The organism is Blastococcus carthaginiensis, assembly GCF_030731085.1.
Lineage (GTDB): Bacteria > Actinomycetota > Actinomycetes > Mycobacteriales > Geodermatophilaceae > Blastococcus > Blastococcus carthaginiensis.
The window spans coordinates 167,851-188,075 of sequence record NZ_JASNFN010000011.1; the positions used below are offsets into that span (position 1 = coordinate 167,851).

Here is a 20,225-nt window from a genome sequence, read left to right on the forward strand (position 1 = left end):
TCCAACTATCGTGTGTCGAGCGTCACGGCGCGTCGCCGGCGACGTCCCCGGCGCCCAGCCGCGCCCGGCGCAGCGTCGTGAACAGCGCCTCGTGCTCCTCCTCCGCGAGGTCCCCCAGCCCGAAGTCGAGCGCGGTCAGCGCCCGCGTGCCCTCCTCGACGACGGCGCGGCCGCGGTCGGTGATCGCGGCCAGGACACCGCGGCCGTCGGCGGGGTTGGGGCGGCGGTCGACGTACCCCGCGGCCACCAGCCGGTCGATGGCGTTGGTGACGCTGGTCGGGTGCACCATGAGCCGGCTGCCGATCACCTTCAGCGGCAGCTCCCCCGACCGGCTGAAGGTGAGCAGCACGAGGACCTCGTAGCGGGCGAACGTCAGCTCCAGCGGGCGCAGCACCTCGTCGAAGCGGGCGAGCAGGATCTGCTGGACGCGGAAGACCGACGTCGCCGCCCGCATCGCCGACGACGGGCCGAAGTGCTTCTCCCACTTCTCCCCGGCGCGCTCGATCGGGTCGAACGGCAGCCCCAGCGGTCGGACCATGCGCGGCACGCTACCTGCGCACCGGTCCCACGCCGCCGCCCTCGGCCGGTGTCGACTCGTCGTGGTGTCGACCCCCGGACCACCGGCTCGCGGTCGAGTACGAGGGGCGGTGGCACGGCGAGCGGCAGAACGTGGCCCGGGACCGCCGGCGCCGGAACGGCCTCGCCGCGGCCGGCTGGACCGTGGTCTTCGTGACCGCGGAGGACCTCGCCGAACCGGTGCAGCTGATCGCCCGCATCGCCGCAGCCCTGCGGCTCGTCCACTGACTGCCGACGACGCGTCGGGTCCGGGCCGCCCGACCCCACGCCCGCTCGACAACGGGCGGGACCGCTCAGCGCAGCGGCGGGCGCAGCGGCGGGACGTGCCGCACACCGAACACCTCGGCCAGGGCCACGCGTGCGGCCTGGTCGCCGCAGGCACCGTGGACGGCGGGGCCGGGCGGGGTGGCCGACGACGCCAGGTACACCCCGCGGGCCGGCGTCTTGTAGGTGTTCCAGCGCGGGACCGGCCGGGCGAGCATCTGCCAGAGGGTGGTCTGCCCGTTGGAGATGTCGCCGCCCAGGTAGCTGGGGTTCCACTGCTCCATGGCGACGGCGTTCTTGGTGTGGCGGTCGACGATCGTGTCGCGGAAGCCGGGCGCGAACCGCTCGACCTGCTGCTCGATCGCGTCGGTCATGTCGACGTCGGAGCCGTGCGGCACGTGCACGTAGGCCCAGAAGATGTGCCCGCCGTCCGGGGCGCGGCTGGGGTCGGGCACGGTGGGCTGGACGGCGAGCACGTAGGGCCGGTCGGTGACCCGCCCCTCGTTGGGCGCCCGCTCCCCGGCGATCGTCTCCTCCAGGGTCCCGGCGACGTGGACGGTCCCGGCGCGGCGGACGTCGGCGTTGGCCCACGGCACCGGCTCGGACAGGATCCAGTCGATCTTGAAGACGCCGGCGCCGTGCCGGTACCGCTGCACCCAGCGGCGGTAGCCCTCGTGCACCCGGTCCCCGGCCATCGCCACGAACGCATCCGGCGAGGTGTCGAGCAGCACGGCGGGCACGCCCTCGAACTCGCGCAGGTCGGTGACCAGGTGGCCGGTCACCACCTCGCCGCCCTGCTCCTCCAGGGCGGTCACCATGGCGTCGGCGAGCTTCTGCGATCCGCCCTCGACCAGCGGCCACCCGGCGTGGTGGGACAGCATCGCGAGCAGCATGCCGAGCGCCGAGGTCAGCGGCTGGCGCAGGTCCAGCATCCCGTGGGCCGCGGCACCGGCGATGAGCGCCCGCCCCTCCGGGGTGCCGAAGTACCGGTGCGCCAGCCAGCGGACGTTGGGCAGGCCGGTGAGCCCGAACGTCGCGATCTGCAGCGGGCTGCGCGTCGGCAGGCTGCGCAGCCGGCTGGTGAGGAAGAAGTCGACGATGTCGGCGCCGTGCTCCACGAGCGGCTCGAACAGCCGGCGGTACCCGTCGGCGTCCACCCCGAGGCCGGCCGCGGTCTCTTCCAGGGAGCGGTGGGAGACCGCCGCGCGGCCGCCGTCCAGCGGGTGCGCGAAGTTGACCTCCGGGTGCACCAGGCGCACGCCCCGCGCCGGCAGGTCGAACTCGCGGAAGAAGGGCGCCGCGGCGGCCAGCGGCTGCACCGTCGAGCAGACGTCGTGGTGGAACCCGGGGCGCATGAGCTCCTCGGTGCGCATCCCGCCACCGGGCCGCTCGCCCGCCTCGACCACCTGCACCCGCAGGCCGGCGGCGGCCAGGCGGAGGGCAGCGGCCAGCCCGTTGGGCCCTGCTCCGACGACGACGGCGTCCGCCGTGCCGTTCACTGCCGTAGTCCGTTCACCCGTCCCATCCTGGCCGGTGGGCGCCCGACCTGCGCGGTCAGCGCCTACAGCTGGCCGAGCAGCTCGTCGGCGGCGCGGTAGGGGTCGGTCCCGCCACCCACCACCGCGTCGGCCAGCGTGCCCAGCGCCGCCGAGCCGCGCACGTCGCCCATCCGCTCGCGCAGCGTGGCCAGCGCGATCGCCTCGATCTCGCGGGCGGCCCGCTCGCTCCGCCGGCGGTGCCCCTCACCCGAGGACTCCAGCCACTGCCGGTGCTCCTCGATCCGCGCCAGCACCTCGTCGACGCCGTTGTCGGTGTCGCGGGCGGCGACCGTGCGGCAGATCGGCGGGCGCCAGTGGCCCGCCTCGGAGTGCCGACCCCCGAGGGAGAGCATGTAGCGCAGGTCGCGCACCGTCTGGTCGGCGCCGTCCCGGTCGGCCTTGTTGACGACGAAGACGTCGGCGACCTCCAGGATCCCGGCCTTGGCCGCCTGGATCCCGTCGCCCATGCCGGGGGCGACCAGCACGAGCGTGGTGTCGGCGAGCGAGGCGATCTCGAGCTCCGACTGCCCGACCCCGACCGTCTCGATCAGCACCACGTCGCAGCCGGCCGCGTCGAGCACCCGCAGCGCCTGCGGCGTGGCCCAGGAGAGCCCGCCGAGGTGCCCGCGCGAGGCCATCGACCGGATGAAGACGCCGCTGTCGCCCGCGTGGTCCTGCATGCGCACGCGGTCGCCGAGCAGGGCGCCCCCGGAGAAGGGCGAGGACGGGTCGACGGCCAGCACCCCGACCCGCTTGCCCGCCTGCCGGAGCGCGCGCACCAGCGCGGTCGTCGACGTCGACTTGCCGACACCCGGCGAACCGGTGAGGCCGATGACCTGGGCGCTGCCGGTGTGCGGCGCCAGCGCCGCCGCCACCTCGCGCAGCGCCGGGCTGGCGTCCTCCACCAGCGAGATCAGCCGGGCCACCGACCGCGCGTCACCCTCGCGGGCGCCCGCGACGAGCGCCGGGACGTCAGCGGACCGCCGGGAGCGGCGGGTGGGCGCTTGCCCCCGAGGGGGCCCCGAAGCCGGCGACTGGACTGCGGTCCCCTCTGTCGTCACGCCTTCGCGGGCACGTGCAGGATCAGCGCGTCGCCCTGGCCGCCGCCGCCGCAGAGCGCCGCGGCACCGACGCCGCCACCGCGGCGGCGCAGCTCGAGCGCGAGGTCCAGGACGATCCGGGCGCCGCTCATGCCGATCGGGTGCCCCAGGGCGATGGCGCCGCCGTTGGGGTTCACCTTCTCCGGGTCGATGCCGAGCTCGCGGGTGGAGACGATGCCGACCGCGGCGAAGGCCTCGTTCAGCTCGACCAGGTCGAGGGACTTCGGGTCGATGCCCTCGCGCTCGCAGGCCTTCTGGATCGCCCGCGACGGCTGGCTCTGCAGCGTGGCGTCCGGACCGGCGACGACGCCGTGCGCACCGATCTCGGCGATGACCGTGCAGCCCAGCTCGGCGGCCTTCTCGGCGCTCATCACCACGACGGCGCAGGCGCCGTCGGAGATCTGCGAGGCGGTGCCGGCGGTGATCGTGCCGTCCTTGGCGAAGGCGGGCTTCAGCTTCGAGAGGCTCTCGGCGGTGGTGTCGGGGCGGATGCCCTCGTCCTCGCGGAACTCGATCGGGTCGCCCTTGCGCTGCGGGATGAGGACGGGGGTGATCTCCTCGTCGAAGATCCCGTCCTTGGCGGCGCGCGCGGCCTTCTGGTGGCTCGCGGCGGCGAACTCGTCCTGCTCCTCGCGGGTCAGGTCGTAGCGGCTGTTGGCCTGCTCGGTGAGCGCGCCCATCGCCACCTGGTCGAAGGTGTCCGACAGCCCGTCGTGGGCCATCGAGTCGATCAGCGCGGTGTCGCCGTACTTGGTGCCGGTGCGCGAGCCCGCCAGCAGGTGCGGCGCCTGGGTCATCGACTCCATGCCACCGGCGACGACGACGTCGTACTCGCCCGCGCGGATGAGCTGGTCGGCGAGCGCGATGGCGTTCATGCCGGAGAGGCAGACCTTGTTGATGGTCAGCGACGGGACCGACATCGGGATGCCGCCGGCCACCGCGGCCGGGCGGGCGGGGTTCTGGCCGGCCCCTGCCTGGATGACCTGGCCCATGATCACGTAATCGACCTGGTCGCCGGAGATGCCGGCCCGCTCGAGCGCGGCCTTGATGGCGACACTCCCGAGGTCGGCCGCGGAGAAGTCCTTCAGCGAGCCGAGGAGCCGGCCCATCGGGGTACGGGCGCCGCTGACGATGACCGAGCGGGACATGCTGCCTCCAGTGCCGGGCCGCCGCCGGTGGCGACCACGTTGTCGGGACGCACCGCGACGGCGATACCGGCGCGGCGTCGGGCCTTCCGGGAAGGATAGGACGGCCGCCCGACGCGCGGCAGGGCCGGATGAGTGGCCGAGGTCACGCCGTGGGGGTGAGGCCTGCCACACCGACCTGTCGTCTCAGACGTCTTGACGGCACTATGCCTGGCGTGAGCAACGACGCCGAGCGCCCCGGGCTGCCCGAGGGCCTGCTGACGACCATCGACCACGTGGGCATCGCCGTCCCGGACCTGGACGAGGCGATCGCCTTCTACGCCCGGGCCTTCGGGGTGCACTCGGTGCACGAGGAGACCAACGAGGAGCAGGGCGTCCGCGAGGCGATGCTCGCCGTCGGCACCGGTGAGACCCGGATCCAGCTGCTCGCGCCGCTGACCCCGGAGTCCACCATCGCCAAGTTCATCGGCCGCTCGGGGCCCGGCCTGCAGCAGCTCGCCTTCCGGGTCGACGACGTCGAGGCGGTCAGCGCGACGCTGCGCGAGCGCGGCCTGCGGCTGCTCTACGACACGCCCAAGCGCGGCACGTCGGACAGCCGGGTGAACTTCGTCCACCCCAAGGACGCCGGCGGCGTCCTGGTCGAGCTCGTCGAGCCGGCCGCGCCCACCGCGCACTGACCACCCCGACCCGCGCGGTTACCCACCGGTAACCTCTCCGCACCCGCACCTGCACCGCCCTCCGAGCCGGCCGACCACGGCCACCGACGACCCAGGAGTTCGCGTGAACGAGATCAGGGACGCCATCCTCGCCGACCAGCTGGACGCCCTCGGCGGCCTGGCCGTGCCGGAGTCCTACCGCGCCGTGCTGGTCCGCAAGGACGAGCAGGACATGTTCGTGGGCATGCCCACCAAGGAGAAGGACCCGCGCAAGTCCCTCCACGTCGAGGAGGTCCCGACGCCGGAGCTCGGCCCGGGCGAGGCGATCGTGGCCGTCATGGCGTCCTCGGTGAACTACAACACCGTCTGGACGTCGATCTTCGAGCCGGTCTCCACCTTCGGCTTCCTCGAGCGCTACGGCCGCGTCTCCGAGCTCACCAAGCGGCACGACCTGCCCTACCACGTGGTCGGCTCGGACCTGGCCGGCGTCGTGCTGCGCGTGGGCCCCGGGGTCAACAAGTGGAAGCCGGGCGACGAGGTCGTCGCGCACTGCCTCTCGGTGGAGCTCGAGGACCCGGCCGGCCACGACGACACGATGATGGACCCGCAGCAGCGCATCTGGGGCTTCGAGACCAACTTCGGCGGCCTCGCGGAGCTGGCGCTGGTCAAGAGCAACCAGCTCATGCCCAAGCCCGCCCACCTCACGTGGGAGGAGGCCGCGAGCCCGGGCCTGGTCAACTCGACCGCCTACCGCCAGCTGGTGAGCAAGAACGGCGCCAACATGAAGCAGGGCGACACCGTGCTCATCTGGGGCGCTTCGGGCGGCCTGGGCTCGTACGCCACCCAGATGGCGCTCAACGGCGGCGCGATCCCGGTGTGCGTGGTGAGCAGCCCCGAGAAGGCCGAGATCGTCCGCGCGATGGGCGCCGAACTGGTCATCGACCGCTCTGCCGAGGGCTACAGGTTCTGGAAGGACGACGACACCCAGGACCCCAAGGAGTGGCAGCGCCTCGGCAAGAAGATCCGTGAGCTCACCGGCGGCGAGGACGTCGACATCGTCTTCGAGCACCCCGGCCGGGAGACCTTCGGTGCCAGCGTCTACGTGGCCAAGAAGGGCGGCACGATCATCACCTGCGCCTCGACCACGGGATACCTGCACGAGTACGACAACCGGTACCTCTGGATGAACCTCAAGAAGATCCTGAGCTCGCACTTCGCGAACTACAAGGAGGCGTGGGAGGCCAACCGGCTCATCGACAAGGGCCTCATCCACCCGACGCTGTCGAAGGTCTACCCGATGGAGGAGGTCGGCCAGGCCGCCCTCGACGTCCACCGCAACGCCCACCAGGGCAAGGTCGGCGTCCTGACCCTCGCCCCCGAGGAGGGGCTCGGTGTCAAGGACGCCGAGAAGCGCCAGAAGCACATCGAGGCGATCAACCGCTTCCGCGGCGTGTGAAAGGACCCTCCTGCCCCCCCACCGCTCGCACGCTCGCGGCGGGGCCCTGCAGGAGGGCCACCCGCTCGGGTCACCAGGGGCCGGGCCGCGATGCGGCCCGGCCCCTGCGCGCGTCGCCCGGCGTGTCGTCTGGGACGCCCGGTGCATCTGGGGCGGACCACGCCCGGGACGGTGACGGGCCCCAGCCCTTCTGCGAGGATGGAACCCATGAGCGACCCCCGCCGTGACATGCCGGTGCACGAGGCGCAGCACTCGTTCGACGTGGTCCTGCGGGGGTACGACCGCAGCCAGGTCGCCGACACGATCGAGCGGCTCGAGGCGGACTTCCGCATCGCCCTCGCCGACCGTGACGCCGCCGTCGCGCGCTCCTCCGACCTGGCCAGCCAGCTGTCGGCGCTCCACGGCGAGATCGAGTCGCTCCGCCGCAAGGCCGCGACCGCCGCCGCACCCACGTTCGAGAACATCAGCGAGCGCATCCAGCACATGCTGCAGCTGGCCGAGGAGGAGGCGGGGGAGATCCGCCGCGCCGCCGAGGCCGACGCGATGGCCGTGCGCGAGCAGACCGCCGCCGAGGAGCGGGCGCTTCTGGAGCGCCACGCCGCCGGGCAGGCGGAGGTCGAGCGGATGATCGCCGAGGCGCGGCAGAGCGCCGAGCAGATCGCGCAGAAGGCCCAGCAGCGCGCCGACGAGCTGGTCGCCAAGGCCCAGGAGCGGGTCGCCCGGCTCGACGCCGAGTCGCAGGCCCGTCGCGCCAAGGTCGAGGAGGACTTCGACATCGCGCAGCGCGCCCGCCGGGCCGAGGCGGCGCGGGTCGAGGAGGAGCGCGAGCGCGTCTCCACCCAGGCCGCGCGCCAGCGGATCGCCGCCGCGGAGCAGCACGCAGCAGGGCTCGTCGCCGAGGCCGAGGCCCGCGCCGAGGCCATCCGGGAGGTCCGCGACGAGCTCACCAGCCGGCTGGTGCAGGCCCGGCGCCTGCTGGACAACCTGCCCGACCTGGGCGACCGCCCGCAGCAGCCCCGCGACGACGCCGACGCCGGGCGGCGCCCGCAGCCCACCGCCCGCACCACCGAGTCGGCCCCGCAGCAGACCACGGCCCCGCAGTCCGCACCCCAGCAGCCGACCACCGCTCCGCAGCCGGCCCAGCGCGCGCAGGCGGAGCGAGTGGAGACGGCCGCACCCACCGGTCAGGCTCCCGCCCCGGTCGCCGGGCCCCAGACGGGGCAGCAGCCGGTCGTGCAGGCCGCCCGGGGCGAGGGCGAGGCCGCCGCGGCCCGCCAGCCCACCCGCGCCGAGCCGGTGACCGCCACCTTCCCCGCGGTCCAGCGGGCCGAGCCGACCACCCGTGCGCTGCCCCTGCCGCCGCGCCCGACGGGCAGCGGCGCGACCTCGACGGAGCAGCCCGACCCCGCGGTTGCTGCGACCGGGAACCCGGCCACCGACTCCGTCGACCAGCCGGTCCGGGCCCAGGGCTGAGGCCCGTGGCCCACCGGCCTCGCTAGCCGCGGGCCGAACCGTCCACGGACGCCGAGGAGGAGGTGCGGTGCCGACCCGCAGCGCGCGGCACCGCCCCCGGCACCGCGCCGTGGGGCCGCTCCGCGCGGCTCTCGGCGACCGCCGCGCGCCGTTCGTCCTCGTGGGGGCGCTCGCCGCGGTGCTGGTCGCGGCGGCAGCCACCCTGGTGACGGGGCCGGAGCGTTCTGCCCCGTCCAGCGCCCCGACGGCGACCACCGTCCCGGGCACCGGCAGCGCGCCCCGGACCGGCACCACCGCCCGGCCCGCCGCAGCGGCCCTGCTGGACTGGGCCGACCGCGAACTGCCTCCCGGCACGCAACTGCGCGCCGAGGGGGACGTGCGCGACGACCTGCGCGCCGCCGGTGCAGGCGACGAGCTGCTGGCGACCGGCCGGCCCACCGGCCCGGACGACCTCGTCCTCACGGTGGTGGAGGGCTCCGCAGAGCCCGGCGGCCGGGTGGTCGCCCGCTTCGACGAACTCGTCCTGGGCGACCCCTCCCCCGGTGCCCCGGCGCGGGAGCACCTCGAACGGCGGCGGGCGCTGGCCGAGGCGGTGCTGGCCAACCCCACGGCGCGGGCCGGGGAGCAGGCCGCCGCGGTGCTGCGGTCGGCCGACGTGGACATGCGGCTGCTGTCCCTCCTGGCGGTGCTCACCGCCCGGGAGGGCGTCGGCGTGGCGTCGTTCCCGCGCGTCGAGGGGGCCGAGGGGCCGGCGCGCGCCGTGCTGATCGACGCCGTGGGCAGCGCACCGGTCGGCGCCGGGGAAGCAGCCACCGCGGAACTGCGCACCTGGCTGGAGGCCCAGCTCCCGCCGTTCGCACCCGACCGCGTCGAGGTGGTGGAGGAGGGCGTCCTGCTCTCCTACCGCTACGCGTCCGACCCTGACGCGCTCGTCGCCGAAGGGACGCCGTGACGCCCGGTTGGACAGAAGACGCGTGGAGTGGCCGAATGGAGCCGAGGGCCTCTTCCCGGTCCGATCCCGACCCCCTGGAGCCACTGTGGACCGGTTGATCCGTCTGCTGTCCGTCGCCGCGCTCGGTGCCGGTTTCCTCCTCGTCGCCCCCACCGGCGCGGGGGCCGCCACCGAGGGCGCCGGGCTCTTGCGCCTGGCGCACCTGTCACCGGACACCCCGGCGGTCGACGTCTACGTCGACTCGGTCGCCGACCCGGGGGACGGGACGGCGCTGCTCACCGTGCCCGGTGTCGGTTACGGGACCATCTCCGACTACCAGGACGTGCCGGCGGGTGTCTACACGGTGAGCATGCGGCAGGCCGGCGCCGACCCGTCCGCTCCGGCGGTCCTGTCGACCACCGTGGAGATCGGCGACGGCGACGTGCGCACCGTCGCCGGGGTCGGGCCCTTCGCCGATCTGGGCCTCGAGGTGCTCGAGGACGACCTCACGCTCGCGCCGTCCGGCCAGGCCCGCGTGCGGATCATCTCCGCCGCCGCCTCGGCGCTGACGCTGGACGCCGCCGTCGGCGGCACGGACCTCGCCACCGACCTGGCGTTCGCCGAGGCCGGCGACTACGCCACCGTGGCCGGCGACGCCGGATCGTTGCAGCTGACGGTGGACGGCGAGCCCACCGAACTGCCGCTGGAGCTGGCACCCGGCTCCGTGTACAGCCTCTTCGTCCTCGACCAGCCAGGGGGCGGGCTGACCGTGCGCCCGGTCCTGGACGCCGCAGGCCCGGGCGTGGTCCCGACCGGCGGTGTGGAGGCGGGAGCCGGCGGGGCGGCGGGGGCCGGAGGTCCGCTCCCCGCCGTCGTGGCCGGCGCCGCCGGTCTGACGCTCCTCACCGGCCTGCTGCTGGCTGCGTGGTCGCGCCGCGACCCGCCCCGGCACGCCGCCGGTTCCTGAGGCGGGCCCGGTGGGCTCCCACCGTCGGCCGCGACGGCCCGTACCGACGCTGCTGCGGCTGCTCGCCGGCACCGCGCTGGTCTCGGGCACGGTCGCACTGGTGTCCCCCGACGCGGACCCTCCGGCGGCAGAGGTCATCGCGGATGCACCGGCCCCCCTGGTGGCCGGGTACGGCACCGCGGTCACGGCGGCATCGCCGGTCCGGGTCCGACTCCCGGCGATCGGCGTGGACAGCCCGCTGGTCGAGCTCGGCGTCGACGGCGTCGGCGCCCTGGAGCCGCCCGCGGACCACACCCGCGCCGGCTGGTTCACCGGGGGGCCGGCCCCCGGTGCCGTCGGGCCGTCCGTGATCGCCGGGCACGTCGACTCCCGGGACGGGCCCGCCGTGTTCTTCCGGTTGGACGAACTGGTGGCCGGCGACGAGGTGCTGGTGGACCGGGCCGACGGCACGACGGTGCGCTTCACCGTGACCGGTGCCGAACGGTTCCCGAAGGACCGGTTCCCGACCGAGGAGGTCTACGGCCCGACACCCCGGGCCGAGCTCCGGCTGATCACCTGCGGCGGGGAGTTCGATGCCGCGATGGGCAGCTACCGGGACAACGTCGTCGTCTCGGCCCGTCTCGCGACGTGAGGGAACGGCCTCCTGCAGGGGCCCGCTGCGAGCGTGCGAGCGGTGGGCGCAGGAGGTGCTACGTCAACGCCGGCGCTCGCGCGAACGCCAGCACGCCGTGTGCCAGTGCCGCCGCCGGTCGGCCGCCGAGTCGACGTCCCACGGGTCCAGGTCGGAGTCCCGCACGTAGGCGGGCCAGGCCACCACGTGCGGTGTCCCGGTGCGGATCTCCTGGTCGCAGCCCGGGCAGCGGTAGGTCTTGCCGGTGGCGGCACCGGTGATCGGCCGCACGACCCAGTCGCCGTCGGCGGCCTCCTCGACCGGGTCGGCGCGCCGGACCGGTTCCCGACCACCAGGTCGGGAACCGGCCCGCGGGCGGCGACGGGGCACGCGTCAGCGGCTGGCGTAGTCCCGGAACCCGCGGCCGGTCTTGCGGCCGAGGTAGCCGGCGGTGACCAGGTGCTCCAGCAGGGGCGCCGGCGCGAAGCCCGGCTCGCGGAACTCGGTGTAGAGCTCCTTCTCGATCGCCAGCGAGACGTCGAGGCCCACGACGTCCAGCAGCTCGAACGGCCCCATCGGGTAGCCGCAGCCGACCTTCATGGCGGCGTCGATGTCGTCGGAGGTGGCGTAGTGCGCCTCCAGCATCTTCACCGCGTCGTTCAGGTACGGGAAGAGCAGCGCGTTGACGATGAAGCCGGCGCGGTCGGTGCAGGAGACGGCGTGCTTGCCCAGCTGCGCCGACACGGCGTGGACGGTGGCGGCGACGTCGGGCGCGGTCGAGATCGTCGAGACGACCTCGACGAGCTTCATGACCTGCGCGGGGTTGAAGAAGTGCATGCCCACGATGTCGGCCGGGCGGCCGCTGGCCTTGGCGCACTCGATGACCGGCAGGCTCGAGGTGGTGGTGGCGAGCACCGCCCCCGGCTTGGCGATCTCGCCGAGGTTGGCGAACAGCGCCTCTTTGACCGGGAGCGACTCCACGACGGCCTCGATGACCAGGTCGCGGTCGGCGAGGTCGTCCAGCGACGTGGTGCCGGAGACCCGGCCGAGGATCTCCTCCTTGGCCGCTTCGTCGAGGCGGCCGCGGACGACCTGCTTGTCCAGGGACTTGGTGAGCGCCGTGGTGACGCCCTCGACCTTCTCGGGCGAGCGGGCGACGAAGCGCACGTCGTAGCCGCCCTTGGCGGCGACCTCGATGATGCCGGTGGCCATCGTGCCCGAGCCGACGACGCCGACGGTCCGCACCTCGCGGGCGCCGGCCGCGGCACCGCCCGGGGTGGGGGTCTGCGCATCGGCGACGACCTCGGCCGAGCCCGGTTCGGCGTAGGTGTAGAAGCCGCGCCCGGACTTCCGGCCCAGCAGCCCGGCGGTCATCATCTGCTTGATCACGGGGCTGGGCGCGTGCAGCCGGTTCCGCGACTGCTTGTACATCGTGTCGAGGATCTCGTAGGCGGTGTCGATGCCGATGAGGTCCATGAGCGACAGCGGACCCATGGGCAGCCCGCAGCCCAGACGCATCGCGGCGTCGATGTCCTCGCGCGAGGCGTAGCGGTTCTCGTACATGGAGACCGCGTGGTTGAGGTAGCCGAAGAGCAGGGCGTTGGCGATGAAGCCGGCCTTGTCGCCGATGGTCACGTCGACCTTGCCCAGCCGGTCGGCGAGCGCCTCGACGGTCTCGACGACCTCGGGCTCGGTGACGACGGTGCGGACCACCTCGACCAGCTTCATGACCGGCGCGGGGTTGAAGAAGTGCATCCCGATGACCTTGCTCGGCCGCCCGGTGACCACCGACAGCTCGGTCACCGACAGGCTGGAGGTGTTGGTCGCCAGGATCGTGTCCGGCGGGCAGATCTTGTCCAGCTTGGCGAAGACGTCGGCCTTGAGCTCCATGCGCTCGGGGATGGCCTCGATGACCAGCTCCGCGTTCGCCAGGTCCTCCAGCGAGGTGGAGAAGCGGATCCGCTCGAAGATCGCGTCCCGGTCGGCGGGGTCGAGCTTGCCGCGGGCGACCGCCCGGTCGGTCGACTGCTCCACGTGACCCCGGCCGCGCGCCAGCGCGTCCTCACCGGTCTCCACGGCGGTGACCGACAGCCCCGCCCGCGCGAGCACCTCCGTGATGCCGGCACCCATGGTGCCCAGCCCCACGACGCCGACCTCGTTCAGTTCCCTGGCCACGTTGCCATCTCCCATCGCCGGTGATCGCGGGGAAGTCTCTCACCCCGGCCACCCGGGGCCGCAGGGGCTACCGGCAGGTAGCCACGGCACCGTCCGGAGGCCCGCCCCGGTCGAGCGGAGGGTGGAGGGACGGCGTCCTCTCAGAAGAGACGCTGGGTCGGGTCGTCGGTGCCCTTGAGCACGGCGTAGTCGACGGTCACGCAGTCGATGCCGCGGTCCTGTGTTCTATGACCCTCCCAGACTCCTCGCGGACCACTGCGCCCGACCGCACACACGGTTGGACGCGACAACGTCCATGCCCCCATCCCTCCCGTCGGAAGCCGTCGCATCAACGGTGACCCAGCCGTCGGTTCAGGCAGCGGCAGGTCCGCTGTTCCTCTCGCACACGCATGTCAGTCGCCCGCGACGCCCATGCTGGGCTCGCCTGCGGCGACTTTTGTGTTGCATCGACACGTAACTCTGACGGCGACCGTTCACTGCCAGCGCCTCGTCTTCACAACTGACTCGACCACGTGCCGTTGACCTGCACGTTTAACGCCCTCCCCAAGAGAGGGGAATGGCATAACGACCGCAGGCACGAGTGCGATCGGTGAGTTTATTGCGCCTGGAACAGTTTATTCCCGCCGGGCGCACAATCGCACACCGCAACGGCGCGCCAGGACTAGCGCGGAATCTTCCATGCCCCTGTAGTGCGGCGCTAATGGATGACCTCAGGCTCTCGGTCATGTCAGTCTTCAAGTCGACGATGGTGGGTACGGGCGCAGCGCAGCGCCGCATCGTTGTGGACACCGAGTCACTTCTTCCCCACGTGGACAGCCTCGCCTATCTCCGAGAGAAGGCGGAGCATCAGCCCAGCACGGCAGACACGTACGCATCACGACTGCCGATCTTCTTCACCTGGCAGACGGAGCGGCAACTCTCTTATCTGGAAGCCGCAGAGAGGTTCGCAGACTTCCTAAACTTCCTACGTGTCACGCCAGTGACTCGCCAGGGTCGCGGACAGAATCGCACACGTAATCTCCAGCAGAACAACAACATCCTGATCGCCGTGCGCGACCTGTATGACCACCTGGTCAGCCACGGGCTGGTGGCAAACGAGGCCCTTGACCTCCTCTGGGTCTATGTAGACAGGCGGGATAGGACGGTCCGCAGGCCCCGGCACGCCTTTGCTCCGTCGAAGCCGAGTCGGCCGAACATGCCTAACCCCGACGAAGCCCTACGAATCCTCGATGCAGTGGCTGCGGAGGACAACCCCAGGAACTTTTTCATCTACACCCTCTTGAGCCTGCTCCCATTGAGGATTGGGACGGTGGCCGGTTTCCGGCGCTACGACCTTCACGCGGTCCCGGACGCAGTCGAGTACGCGCTGCTCGATCCCTGGGGATTGAAGGAGGGGCGCGAGGACCTATGTCGCGTCCGAGGCCCACACTTGCATGTTGTCAAACGGTTCGACAATCCCAACCGTGCCCTGGCAAAGACGGGAGACGGTCGCGCCTATCCGATGGATCCACTGATGCTGGTCGCCTATGACCTCTACACAGCCCAACGACTCAACCTTGCGCCCGACGCTGACGACAATGACATGCTCCTCGTCGTCCTCGGTGATCCCACGCGACGCGGACAAGCCCTGAGCATCAAGAGCATCCGGTCGATGGTGGCCCGGTGGGGTCGGCAGGCTGGCGTTCCAGACCTGCGCCCACACGCACTTCGCCACTACTGGGCGTCCTCCGCACTAGACGAGGGCGCCTCCATCGAAGTTGTGCAGGAGATGCTCGGCCACGCGAGCCCCGAGACGACTCGCAGCATCTACGTCCACATCTCACAAGAGGCCATGGCTAAGGCGACCGAGAAGAGAGCACGTTACCTCCGGGAGGGGCGCAACCCATGACCACTGGAGCCCTCAGAGTCATCGAGACCATCCTCAATGATTACACCCCCACCACGACGACCGCAGACATCGAAGGAGCGATCGACTACAACGTACTCGCAGGCTTTGGTACGTACGATGACGCAACTGCCGTTTTCGTGCCGGACCTCAATCATTCGGTGTTCAAGACGAACATTTGCGACCTCGACGGATGCTCGCGCATTCGCAGGCACCCGCCCTACTGCACTACGCATCGCGAGCGCTGGGTGAAGGCCGGTAAGCCCGACGACCCCGAGCACTGGATAGGTCTTGAGGTAGCGGGCATGCGAGCAGTAACAGTCCCAAAGGAGTTACCGTTGTGCCTGATCTGCCGAGTGCCCGACCACGAGCGCCCAGCCATGAACGACAAGCCGTTCTGCCTTACCCACCACTCGGGCTGGATGCGTGCCCGTAAGACAAGCACTTGCTACGACGACCCTCAAGTATTCGTTGCCGAGCGCGCCCCCCTCACCTCACGGCGCGGCGGTCCTCTACCCACCATGCCCCCCTGCGCCCTCTGCGGCGGGCAGGGGTATCGCGGGTGGGGAGAGCGAACTCCTGGCACCAACGCAGCGGCAAGGGCCCTCTGTGTTCACCACTTCCATGCGGCGTATCACCTCCGCAGTCATAAGGGCTACGACTACGGGGAGGCGCTCGCCGAACTACATCGACGCGCTACGGACAAGAACTACTCGAACGAACTTCACTTGGGGTTCCTCTCGCCCCGCGTGCGTTCACAAGTCCTAATCCTGTTTCTGCACTTGCTCACCAACGGATACAAGAATCCGCACGGCGATGTGGTCGAACTCCTGAACATCCTCCGTCACACCCCCGTAACCGACATCATGCTGCTTTCCGATCACGTCGTAGCGAGGGGAAGCCGCAGGATGGCTGCACTTGCGAAGCGGGTGCTGCGGCGCCACTTCGCTACTCCGCAAGCCGAGCGCACCAAGCCGGTCTGGGACCTGTCTGTTTGGGGCAAGTCCGGCGCTAGCGCTGGTTACCTCAACTTCGCGAGGATCACGCAACCTTGGTTGCGAGAGGCCGTTCAGACCTACGTCTACGACTTCGTCGATACCAAGGCGCTGGACACCCTTCGCGCATGGTTGGACGCCTTCAATAATCTGTCAGCGTCGCTCCGCTTGCGCTCCGCCGAGGGCAACGATTTCACAATGCTGGACCGCGAGGACATTCATAACCTCTTGCGCTTCATGGAGTCCCGCAGGGTCATGGGCTCAATGTCGGGCTCTCGCCGGTGGGCGCAACTCGGCCACATCAAGATGCTGCTGGACGAGTTGCAGGACCGCCACCAAGGAGGACAGTTACGCAGCCAAGGGCTGCGTCCCGCCTTTCGACTGCACCGGAAAGACATTCCCTCCCGACCGAAGAAGCCTCGCTCGGAGGTCGGAAAGGCGCTGCCGCCAGAAGTCATGTCCTTCTTGCTCACGCCTGAGAACCTTGACCGCGCCGTTCCAATGTTCCAGCGCCTGTTCCGTCTGGAGGCTGCCGTCGGGCGACGACCGTCAGAGTTGTCCTCCTTGCCGCTCGATTGCCTCGTAGAAGAGGACGGCGTCCCGAAACTGCGGGTTGACATGCCGAAAGTCCACATTGTTGGGTACCTCATTCCCCTCGCAGGCGAGGAGGATGCAATCACCGCTATCCGAGAGCAGCAGCAGATCGTCCGAAGGGATTTCCCGCACACCCCGATCAATGATCTCGCACTCTGGCCCTCGCCAATGCTCAATCCGAATGGAACCGTGCCGGTTTCTCCTACATGGTTCAGGGTGGCCATGGGCCTCTGGCTTCGAAGCCTTCCTCCCATCCCGGCACCTGAACAGATCCGTAGCGGCTACGCCACTCCTGACATACCTACCAAGCCAGACGGACAGGACGACGATGAAGTTATCGATGAGGAAGAGGCGCGGGACAACAGCGGCTCGGACGACGAGGAGGATGCGGCGGATGCAGCCGATCTGGTTGCTGACGGCCAGGCCAGTGGTGGGGCAAACGTATCGCTCCTAGATCTCGACCGCAGAGAGCGGGCCGAGAATCCCCGCGTGCGGACCTTCCCGAAGCACAAGGTGTTCCCCTACGCCTTACGCCACACGTACGCACAAACGCATGCGGATGCCGGTACAGACCCCCACGTGCTTCAAGAACTAATGGGGCACGAAACCGTCGCCACGACGATGATCTACTACCGACTGCCAATGGAACGGAAGATCGAAGCGACCGCAAGGGTAGCGGCCCTCACAGCGGTCAACTGGTACGGGCGTAGATACGCCGTCGGTCCTGGGGTCGATTTGTCCGCAGAGGACGCGAAGGCTTTGATGCGCGCGCAGGTAGTTCCACATGGATACTGCGCCGAACCGTCGGTGCTCGCCTCTGGCGCCCGCGCCTGTCCTGCCGGTTTCGCCTGTGGGCCGTGCAGGCACTTCTCGACCGATGCGGGGCATCTCCCGGAACTGTACGAGCACTGGAACCGGCTTATTGAGTCGCGGGAGCACGTACTCGGGCCGGAAAGCCCATTTGCGACCGAGGACATGAGGCGCCTCCGCGCCCAAGTTATCCAGGCGGAGGCCAATGCCGTATTCGACCTAATCGAGCAGTGCCAGGACGCGGTGCGGCGTCTTCCTGAGGAAGAGGCGCAGACGGTGCTCATGGCGATCCAAGACCTGCGCAGACAGCGACGAGAGTTCAGCCGACTGATTCCGGACAACGTTCGGACGGTGGTACGGCTTGACATCACGGACGTGCAGCCGTTTGTCCGTGGCGCGGGAACCGGCTACGAGGGCCTGGAACGTGAAATGAAGCGGCGGACCACCGGAGTGGTGAAGTGACCACTAAGGACCCCACCAGCAAGGCGGCTGGACCAACCCGGCAGGCGAAGGCCGTCAGCATGTCCGCAGCGTCCGCTCTTCGTGCCGCCATCGATGGGATGGAAAGGCGACACGTTGTTGAGCCCGTCGCGCAACTCTGTCGGGAGGTCAAGGTTCACGCCTCCACCTTCTACCGAGCCGCCCTCATCGATGGCGACGGCGTGGAGCGTTCCATGAAGGAGTTCTACGAGGAGGCAAAGCGGCGCATAGAAGACCGGGATAACGCGCGCCGACGGAGCGTTCCTTCGAGCGACATCGCACGCCTCCGCGTCGACTTAGCAAACGCGAAGGAGACGATCAAGCGCCTAGAACGAGTTGTGGACACGCGGGAAAAGGCCATGAAGAAACTGCTGGGGTCGCAGGCGATGCAATCAGCGCTTGACCCCGACGTGACAGAAAGACTGCGCACTTACGATGACCTCTACGAGCGGCACATTCAGGTATCGGAGGAACTTGAGCGGACACGACAGGAGGCTCGCGCCAAGGAGGAGGACATTGAAAGCGTCCGTCACATGATGCAGGACTACATGCGACAGAACGCGTCCCTTCGGAAGGAGAACGCACAACTGAAGGAAACGATGGGACGGGGGCGTATCAGATGAGCGATCAGTATGTACGGCCAGTCGCCCGGCCAACCGACTTTCCGCCCCCGATGGGCGACGCCGCCTACTACGGTGTCGCTGGATTGCTGGTTCGGCGACTGGCCGAACAGACTGAGGCTGATCCCGCCGCCATGCTGACCCAGTTCCTCGTCGGGTTTGGAAACATGCTCGGCCGTGGTTGCTACTGGCCAGTCGGCGGCTCGCGGAACTACACCAACGAGTTCCTGCTCATAATCGGACCGACGGCACGTGGCCGGAAGGGCACTGGTTGGGACATGGTGGAGCACTTTCTCCGGCTACTGGAGCCCGACTACATTCGGAACAACAAGCGGTCCGGCATCGTCTCCGGCGAGGCCCTTGTCTGGCGCATGCGTGATGGCGAAGGTGGTGTAGACGACAAGAGGAGCCTGGAGATGCAGAGCGAGTTCTCCGGAACGCTCAAGTTGATGGGCAAAGACGGCAACATTCTGTCCCAGATCATACGGGACCTATGGGACGGGAAACCCGTGGCGACCGAATCAAAGACGCAGCCCGCCAGTTGCTCGGAGCCACATCTTTCCCTCATCGGGCATGTGACCGAGGCAGAGTTGGCTCGATACACGTCGGCCACCGAACTGGCCAACGGTTTCATGAATAGATTCCTCTTCGTCGCTTCCTACATGACCAAGGAGATGCCCTTCCCCGGAGATGTGGAGGACATCGACTACGAGGACTTACTCTCGGTTGCTCACGAGGCACTCCGGTTCGGCCGCCAACATCGGGCCTTTCGGTTCTCTGAGCGAGCGAAGCCGCTCTGGCCAGACCTCTACTCGCGATACGCGTTTGTCCCTCCGGGCATCTGGGGAGAGGCGACGAGCCGCGCGTCAGGGCACATCTTCCGTCTTGCCATGCTCTTCGCCATCCTGGACCTGAGTCGCGAGGTTGAGCCGGAACACGTCAGAGCCGCCGTCAGCGTATGGGAGCACAGCCGGACCACTGCTCTCTACGTGTTCGGCGACTCGCTGGGAGAACCGGCGGCCGATGAACTCTGGGAGGCCGTGAAAGACATCCCTGCCGGTGTCAGCGCCACCGAGGTGCGGGATCTATTTTCTCGCAACAGGACCAAGCGCTTCCTGGACACAGGGATCAAGGCGCTGGTCCGGGCGGGACGCCTCCACGAAGGTACTCGTCCCCCGACTGGGCCAGGGTCTAGGGCGGTACGAATCTGGCTACCCGTAGACCCAGGCACCGTGCGTCCCTCCGCTGCACAGAGGGATGCGACCAAGAGAGACGCCGCCATGGGGTTGGACTCCTCAGCCGCAATGGCGGAGAAGTGAAGCCAGCGACCACCCGTGATCGGGACAGTCGCAGAGAGCAAGCGGTCCTCAGAGGAAGGCCGTCATCGCTGCCCAAAGCGTGTGTGACAAAGCCAGTGGGGCGCCTGGCGTAGGGAGTGCTACGGGGAAGGCGGTTGAACCCCGAGCCTCGCGTGCATAGATCCTAGGTCGCCTTGGTATCCGCCGCCATAGACCAGGGCATCGAAATAGCAGGCCAACTTGGCGATGACTGTCTCATTAGGCAACTTCACGAACATCTCGGCGAGGTAGTCACGCAACGCGACGACGTCGTCCTCATCGTATGAACACCCGAGGCCGTAATCCCAGGCGTCGTTCGGGTACTTCGCCAACACCTGCCGGAAGCCCATCGCCTGCAAGGCACCGCTCATCTTCTTTTGCGGTTGCAGTATCACGGTGCCGTCCAGAAGTGCGCGGGCGCGGGCTGGCAAGCTTTCGATGCCCGACACCTGGCCGTTCGCATTCAGCCGACCAGCCATGTAAAGCGGCTCTTCGCGGTTCCTGGTGATGGCGAGGCGTGAGCCGGAGATCGTGAGGCTGGGCCGGAGACGTTGAGGGCCCGTGGTCCTGCTGGGATGGGTGTTGCCTAGACATCCGCACCAGTGAGGTCCAC

Annotated in this window: 18 protein-coding genes; 11 read left to right on the forward strand and 7 right to left on the reverse strand. The window is 69.8% G+C overall.

The window, feature by feature from the left end; translation table 11 throughout:
* Positions 1-22 precede the first annotated feature (22 nt).
* Entirely contained in the window at positions 23-538 is a 516-nt protein-coding gene (locus tag QOZ88_RS11365) for a MarR family winged helix-turn-helix transcriptional regulator (RefSeq protein ID WP_305999880.1), read from the reverse strand.
* Positions 539-669: 131 nt separating this feature from the next.
* Here QOZ88_RS11365 and QOZ88_RS11370 point away from each other — a divergent pair, with 131 nt between their 5' ends.
* Positions 670-804: a hypothetical protein gene (locus tag QOZ88_RS11370; protein WP_305999881.1), complete on the forward strand. Its 135-nt coding sequence runs from the start codon at positions 670-672 to the stop codon at positions 802-804.
* A gap of 65 nt (positions 805-869) precedes the next feature.
* Here QOZ88_RS11370 and QOZ88_RS11375 read toward each other — a convergent pair whose 3' ends face one another.
* The 3 genes from QOZ88_RS11375 to QOZ88_RS11385 form a co-directional block, all read right to left on the reverse strand.
* A complete protein-coding gene (locus tag QOZ88_RS11375; RefSeq protein ID WP_305999882.1) occupies positions 870-2,339 on the reverse strand; it encodes a phytoene desaturase family protein in 1,470 nt (489 codons plus the stop codon).
* 62 nt (positions 2,340-2,401) lie between these two features.
* Entirely contained in the window at positions 2,402-3,439 is a 1,038-nt protein-coding gene (meaB, locus tag QOZ88_RS11380) for a methylmalonyl Co-A mutase-associated GTPase MeaB (RefSeq protein ID WP_305999883.1), read from the reverse strand.
* Positions 3,436-4,626, reverse strand: a complete 1,191-nt coding sequence (locus tag QOZ88_RS11385) for an acetyl-CoA C-acetyltransferase (protein ID WP_305999884.1) — start codon at positions 4,624-4,626, stop codon at positions 3,436-3,438. Before QOZ88_RS11385 ends, meaB begins: the two co-directional genes overlap by 4 nt.
* Before the next feature lie 203 nt (positions 4,627-4,829).
* Between QOZ88_RS11385 and mce the strand changes: the two genes are divergently transcribed.
* From mce to QOZ88_RS11415, 6 genes are all read left to right on the forward strand, one after another.
* Positions 4,830-5,300, forward strand: coding sequence for a methylmalonyl-CoA epimerase (gene mce, locus QOZ88_RS11390; protein WP_406568224.1), 471 nt, complete (start codon positions 4,830-4,832; stop codon positions 5,298-5,300).
* 103 nt (positions 5,301-5,403) lie between these two features.
* On the forward strand, positions 5,404-6,735 hold the full coding sequence (gene ccrA, locus QOZ88_RS11395; RefSeq protein ID WP_305999886.1) for a crotonyl-CoA carboxylase/reductase: 1,332 nt from the start codon (positions 5,404-5,406) through the stop codon (positions 6,733-6,735).
* Positions 6,736-6,942: 207 nt separating this feature from the next.
* On the forward strand, positions 6,943-8,208 hold the full coding sequence (locus QOZ88_RS11400; RefSeq protein WP_305999887.1) for a DivIVA domain-containing protein: 1,266 nt from the start codon (positions 6,943-6,945) through the stop codon (positions 8,206-8,208).
* Positions 8,209-8,275: 67 nt separating this feature from the next.
* Positions 8,276-9,160, forward strand: coding sequence for a hypothetical protein (locus QOZ88_RS11405; protein ID WP_305999888.1), 885 nt, complete (start codon positions 8,276-8,278; stop codon positions 9,158-9,160).
* Positions 9,161-9,245: 85 nt separating this feature from the next.
* Complete coding sequence (locus QOZ88_RS11410) at positions 9,246-10,106, forward strand: DUF4397 domain-containing protein (protein WP_305999889.1); 861 nt, start codon at positions 9,246-9,248, stop codon at positions 10,104-10,106.
* 10 nt (positions 10,107-10,116) lie between these two features.
* Entirely contained in the window at positions 10,117-10,737 is a 621-nt protein-coding gene (locus tag QOZ88_RS11415) for a class F sortase (RefSeq protein ID WP_305999890.1), read from the forward strand.
* Between the two features lie 63 nt (positions 10,738-10,800).
* Here the strand turns inward: QOZ88_RS11415 and QOZ88_RS11420 are convergent, their stop codons facing one another.
* Together QOZ88_RS11420 and QOZ88_RS11425 are read right to left on the reverse strand one after the other, a co-directional pair.
* Positions 10,801-11,106 (reverse strand): hypothetical protein, encoded by a 306-nt coding sequence (locus QOZ88_RS11420; protein WP_305999891.1) that lies wholly within the window; start codon positions 11,104-11,106, stop codon positions 10,801-10,803.
* Between the two features lie 3 nt (positions 11,107-11,109).
* Positions 11,110-12,891 (reverse strand): 3-hydroxyacyl-CoA dehydrogenase family protein, encoded by a 1,782-nt coding sequence (locus tag QOZ88_RS11425; protein ID WP_305999892.1) that lies wholly within the window; start codon positions 12,889-12,891, stop codon positions 11,110-11,112.
* A gap of 724 nt (positions 12,892-13,615) precedes the next feature.
* Between QOZ88_RS11425 and QOZ88_RS11430 the strand changes: the two genes are divergently transcribed.
* From QOZ88_RS11430 to QOZ88_RS11445, 4 genes are read left to right on the forward strand one after another with little or no spacing between them, the layout of a single operon-like run.
* Positions 13,616-14,779, forward strand: a complete 1,164-nt coding sequence (locus QOZ88_RS11430; RefSeq protein WP_305999893.1) for a tyrosine-type recombinase/integrase — start codon at positions 13,616-13,618, stop codon at positions 14,777-14,779.
* The gene (locus QOZ88_RS11435; protein ID WP_305999894.1) at positions 14,776-17,637 is read left to right on the forward strand and encodes a site-specific integrase; all 2,862 of its coding nucleotides are present in this window, start codon (positions 14,776-14,778) and stop codon (positions 17,635-17,637) included. Before QOZ88_RS11430 ends, QOZ88_RS11435 begins: the two co-directional genes overlap by 4 nt.
* Positions 17,634-18,278, forward strand: a complete 645-nt coding sequence (locus QOZ88_RS11440; RefSeq protein WP_305999895.1) for a hypothetical protein — start codon at positions 17,634-17,636, stop codon at positions 18,276-18,278. Before QOZ88_RS11435 ends, QOZ88_RS11440 begins: the two co-directional genes overlap by 4 nt.
* Before the next feature lie 50 nt (positions 18,279-18,328).
* Positions 18,329-19,594: a DUF3987 domain-containing protein gene (locus tag QOZ88_RS11445; RefSeq protein WP_305999896.1), complete on the forward strand. Its 1,266-nt coding sequence runs from the start codon at positions 18,329-18,331 to the stop codon at positions 19,592-19,594.
* Positions 19,595-19,713: 119 nt separating this feature from the next.
* On the opposite strand, the gene QOZ88_RS11450 is transcribed toward QOZ88_RS11445, so the two are convergent.
* A partial coding sequence (locus QOZ88_RS11450) for a hypothetical protein (RefSeq protein ID WP_305999897.1) occupies positions 19,714-20,225 on the reverse strand: 512 nt, incomplete at its 5' end.

What these genes read in the sequence shown, in the direction of transcription:
- QOZ88_RS11365 (WP_305999880.1), bottom strand. Translation starts at nt 538, where the DNA reads ATGGTCCGACCGCTGGGGCTGCCGTTCGACCCGATCGAGCGCGCCGGG.
- QOZ88_RS11385 (WP_305999884.1), bottom strand. Translation starts at nt 4,626, where the DNA reads ATGTCCCGCTCGGTCATCGTCAGCGGCGCCCGTACCCCGATGGGCCGG.
- mce (WP_406568224.1), top strand. Translation starts at nt 4,830, where the DNA reads ATGCCTGGCGTGAGCAACGACGCCGAGCGCCCCGGGCTGCCCGAGGGC.
- QOZ88_RS11400 (WP_305999887.1), top strand. Translation starts at nt 6,943, where the DNA reads ATGAGCGACCCCCGCCGTGACATGCCGGTGCACGAGGCGCAGCACTCG.
- QOZ88_RS11430 (WP_305999893.1), top strand. Translation starts at nt 13,616, where the DNA reads ATGTCAGTCTTCAAGTCGACGATGGTGGGTACGGGCGCAGCGCAGCGC.
- QOZ88_RS11435 (WP_305999894.1), top strand. Translation starts at nt 14,776, where the DNA reads ATGACCACTGGAGCCCTCAGAGTCATCGAGACCATCCTCAATGATTAC.
- QOZ88_RS11445 (WP_305999896.1), top strand. Translation starts at nt 18,329, where the DNA reads ATGGGCGACGCCGCCTACTACGGTGTCGCTGGATTGCTGGTTCGGCGA.